Below are 4,014 nucleotides of genomic sequence, written 5' to 3'. Positions count from 1 at the left end.
GCTAGAGATACGGCTGAGGTAGCAGCGAAGGTGTCAGTGGAAGAGAAAAAGCCAGCGACACCTCCTAAGCAAGAAACAAAAAAAAAGCAAAGTAATCGCGGCGCTAAGCTTGGCACCCTTGCGATTATTATCTCTTTGCTAGTTGGAGGCGGTCTCACCTTCCACATGCAGCAAAAGAATGCCCAATACCAAGCTCAAATTGATGCTCTGCAAGCTCAGCTTAAGCAGACCCAAAATAACGTTCAATCTGAGCTTGAATCGACTAAGCAACAAGCCATTTCAAAAGCTACAGAAATTACTCATCGGGCAGAGACAGTACTTGAGCAACAGCAGAAAAGTATCGAAAGTCTTCAAGTCGCCGTGTCGGAAGTACAAGGCCGCCGACCAAATGATTGGCTACTCGCAGAAGCAGACTACCTCGTTAAGCTAGCGGGCAGAAAGCTCTTCTTAGAACACGATGCGGTGAGTGCTACCCAGTTAATGGAGAGTGCCGATCAGCGTATCGCAGCCCTTAATGATCCAAGCTTAGTGCCTTTGCGTAAGTCGATGGCCAACGACATCACTAAGCTCAAATCAGTACCACTGGTCGATCGTGAAGGGCTGGTACTCCGCATCACGGCTCTACAGCAACAAGTGGATAAGCTCCCACTGGCAAATGCGCTCCTTCCTGAAGCGCAAAAAGTCGAAAAACAAATTGTCTCTGAAGATGTCAATGACTGGCAAAACAACTTAATGACCTCTTTGAAAGATTTTTCAGAGAACTTCATTACCTTTAGAACTCGTGATGGAAACGTGATTCCACTGCTCTCTCCACAGCAACATTTCTACTTGAAAGAGAACATTAAAGCTAAACTGGAAACGGCGATCAAAGCTGTCTATGTTGAGCAGCAAGATATCTACAGCACTGCATTGAAAACCGCAGATCAATGGTCAACGAGCTTCTTAAACCAAGATTCTAATGAGGTTAAAGAATTTAACAGCGCGATTGAACTGCTGGCTAAGCAAACGGTGCAAGTAGATTACCCGGTCAAACTAGAAACTCAGCAGCAACTGTCAGACGTTATTCGTGAACGCCTGCGCCGTGAAGTGACGACTTTAGTAACGGAGGAGAAATAATGTTTCGTGTTATCTTCCTCTTTATCGTACTTGGTTTAGGCCTATTTGCTGGCACCCAGTACGCTGGACAACAAGGTTATGTGCTCATCTCTGTCGCAAACAAGACGATTGAAATGAGCGTCACCACTCTCGTTATCTTTGTTATCGCTACCTTAGCAGCGTTATTCGGCTTGGAATTTCTGGTCAAGAAAGCGCTCAACGCAAGTTCAGCGACGTGGAACTGGTTTAGCGTAAGAAAGATGCGCCGCTCTCGTCGTTACACCAATGAGGGGATCATCAAGCTTCTTGAAGGTGACTTCAAGCTGGCAGAAAAGAAAGTGACTCGCTGGGCCAATCACCATGACATGCCTCTACTGTGTTACTTAGTTGCTTCAGAGGCAGCTCAAGGAATGGGCAATACTCAGCAACGCGATCGATACCTAGAACTCGCGTCACAACAAGACAACTCTCAACTGGCAGTTGAACTGACACGCGCCAAGCAGCAGATCCGTGATGCTAACTACAATGACGCATTTGACACCCTATCGACGTTAAAGGCGAGCTACCCAAACAATGCCATCGTCTTAAACTTGTTGAAGCAGGTGTATATTGAACTTAAGCTTTGGCAACCGCTGATCGACCTAATGCCTAAATTAGTTAAAAATAAGATAGTTACCAAAGATGAGGTAGAGCCACTGACTCAGAGAGCGCAATGTGGCCTAATGGCTGACGTCGCAGAGCAGAAAGGCAGTGAAGGTTTGCTGGCTCATTGGAATGCTCTACCGCGTAAAGCGAAAGTCGATATCCATCTGGTGGAGTGTTTCGCTAAACAGTTGATGTCGCGCCAAGCCGATAATGAAGCGTTCACCTTGATCAAAGAGACGCTGAAGAAACATCCAAACTCCGACCTTTATGCGTTACTTCCTGAGCTGAGACTCGCGGATACACATCCTGTAGTCACTTTCCTCGAAAGTACACTACGTAAAGATGCAAATAATGCAGAAGCACATAGTGCCATCGCTCAGTTCCATCTACGTGACGAAAAATGGGCCGATGCTCAGCAACATTTAGAGAAAGCACTCTCCGTACGCTCTAATGTTTCTGACTATGGATATCTCTCTGATGCGCTAGAGAAGCAGAACTTAACCAAAGCTGCACATGAGGTATCTAAGAAGGCGCTAACTCTTATTAAAGACCCAGCAGCATAGAAACTCATGTAGATACACCAAGGCCACTCTTTCGAGTGGCCTTTTTTTGTTTGGGATACGGGAACGGACTTCGTCCTACGGAGAACTGGAAAAGGTTAGAAACTCTCCTTTCTATTTCTGTCATCCTCAAGAGCGAGGGACGAGTGAGTTGGGGATCTCTATGAGCGAGTAGAATACTCCAAGAGATTCCCTACTCATACCAATCTAAGTAAAAATATGATCTAATTAAGGCCATACAATATTAGAACTTATTCGCTATGGACAGTCTCAATAATATCGACTTTAAAAAGCTCGCAAGTCAGCAAAAATCAATTCAGATGAAAATGAGATTACTAGCTCTTGCTCATTTCAAAGATGGACACTCACGCACACAAATCGCCAAGTTTCTCAAAGTAAGCCGAACCAGTGTCAACAAGTGGGTTCAAACCTTTCTTGAAGAAGGACTGGAAGGACTGCAGGAAAAGCCAAGAACAGGAAGACCTCCATTCTTAACTCCCGAGCAAAGACAGCAATTGAGCCAATACATAAAAGAAAAAGCCAATGATCCACAAGGCGGACGACTAACTGGTGCCGATATCCACGCTTATATAGTGAAAGAATTTGGCAAGCACTATCATCCTGACTCTATCTATTACCTGCTCGACCACATGGGCTTTTCATGGATTACCTCCCGCTCAAAACACCCTAAGCAATCTCAAGAAACACAAGACAGTTTTAAAAAAATTCAAAATCGAAACGATCCTTAAGATCCCAGGACATATAGCTCTAGCGTGTGTTGATGTCTGGTTTCAAGACGAAGCGAGATTTGGTCAGCAAAATACCACCACTCGTCTCTGGGCCGAACGAGGCACAAGACCAAGGGCGGTCAAGCAACAACAGTTTGAGTATGCCTATCTATTTGGCTCAGTCTGTCCAGCAAGGGGAACTGGAGAAGCGATAGTCGTCCCTTGGGTAAACAAAGACATTATGATCCAGCACCTTGCCCAAATATCTGAGGTAACGGAACCAGGTCGTCATGCGGTTGTGATCATGGATGGTGCAGGTTGGCATACCGATGATATTGGTGAGCAGTTTTCCAATGTGAGTATCGTTAAACTTCCTCCCTATTCACCTGAGCTAAACCCAATTGAACAAGTTTGGAGTTGGCTACGACAACACTATTTGGCAAACCAAAGTTTTACGAACTATAACGATATTGTAGAGAAAGTATGTAGTGCGTGGAATTGCTTCTTGGAAAGCGTAGATAGGGTGCAAACAATGTGCGAAAGGGAGTGGACTAACCTGATCAGTTAATTTTCCAGATTGGTATCACTCCTTCGTCGTTCTATGGAATGACCAACTCCAAAGCGTAGTGCTCTCCTTAAACGCAAGAAGCCCGTTGCGTCAGCAACGGGCTTCTAAAACGACGAAAGCCTAGTCATAAGACTAGGCTTTCTAATAAGTGGCGGAGTGGACGGGACTCGAACCCGCGACCCCCGGCGTGACAGGCCGGTATTCTAACCAACTGAACTACCACTCCGCAGTGGTATTCTTTACTAAATAAAGTCTTATGGTTAGCTCGCTTTATTTAGTTTTGCCTTTAGATTTTTCAAAATCTAAAAACAAGGAAGCAAGCCTGGCGATGTCCTACTCTCACATGGGGAAGCCCCACACTACCATCGGCGCTAATTCGTTTCACTTCTGAGTTCGGCATGGAATCAGGTGGGTCCAA

At 45.4% G+C, this 4,014-nt stretch carries 3 protein-coding genes, 1 tRNA gene and 1 rRNA gene; 3 read left to right on the top strand and 2 right to left on the bottom strand.

All coding sequences use genetic code 11. The features are described 5' to 3' along the window. From QTO00_RS15965 to QTO00_RS21010, 3 genes are all read left to right on the top strand, one after another. A partial coding sequence (locus QTO00_RS15965) for a uroporphyrinogen-III C-methyltransferase (protein WP_331425672.1) occupies nt 1-1,116 on the top strand: 1,116 nt, incomplete at its 5' end. Continuing rightward, nucleotides 1,116-2,303 (top strand): heme biosynthesis protein HemY, encoded by a 1,188-nt coding sequence (locus QTO00_RS15960; RefSeq protein ID WP_331425671.1) that lies wholly within the window; start codon nt 1,116-1,118, stop codon nt 2,301-2,303. The genes QTO00_RS15965 and QTO00_RS15960, both read left to right, overlap by 1 nt. A gap of 257 nt (nt 2,304-2,560) precedes the next feature. Then, a protein-coding gene (locus QTO00_RS21010) for an IS630 family transposase (RefSeq protein WP_443088932.1) occupies nt 2,561-3,596 on the top strand; the annotation gives its coding sequence in 2 pieces (ribosomal slippage) (nt 2,561-3,027 and nt 3,026-3,596; 1,038 coding nt in all). Nucleotides 3,597-3,745: 149 nt separating this feature from the next. Here the strand turns inward: QTO00_RS21010 and QTO00_RS15945 are convergent. Then, a tRNA-Asp gene (locus QTO00_RS15945) sits at nt 3,746-3,822 on the bottom strand. A gap of 94 nt (nt 3,823-3,916) precedes the next feature. Further along, nucleotides 3,917-4,014 (bottom strand): 5S ribosomal RNA (rrf, locus tag QTO00_RS15940); the annotation flags it as partial.

This window comes from Vibrio sp. M260118 (assembly GCF_036533755.1).
GTDB lineage: Bacteria > Pseudomonadota > Gammaproteobacteria > Enterobacterales > Vibrionaceae > Vibrio.
The sequence above is the reverse complement of the archived record's forward strand: the minus strand, read 5'-3'. Positions and strand labels throughout refer to the sequence as shown.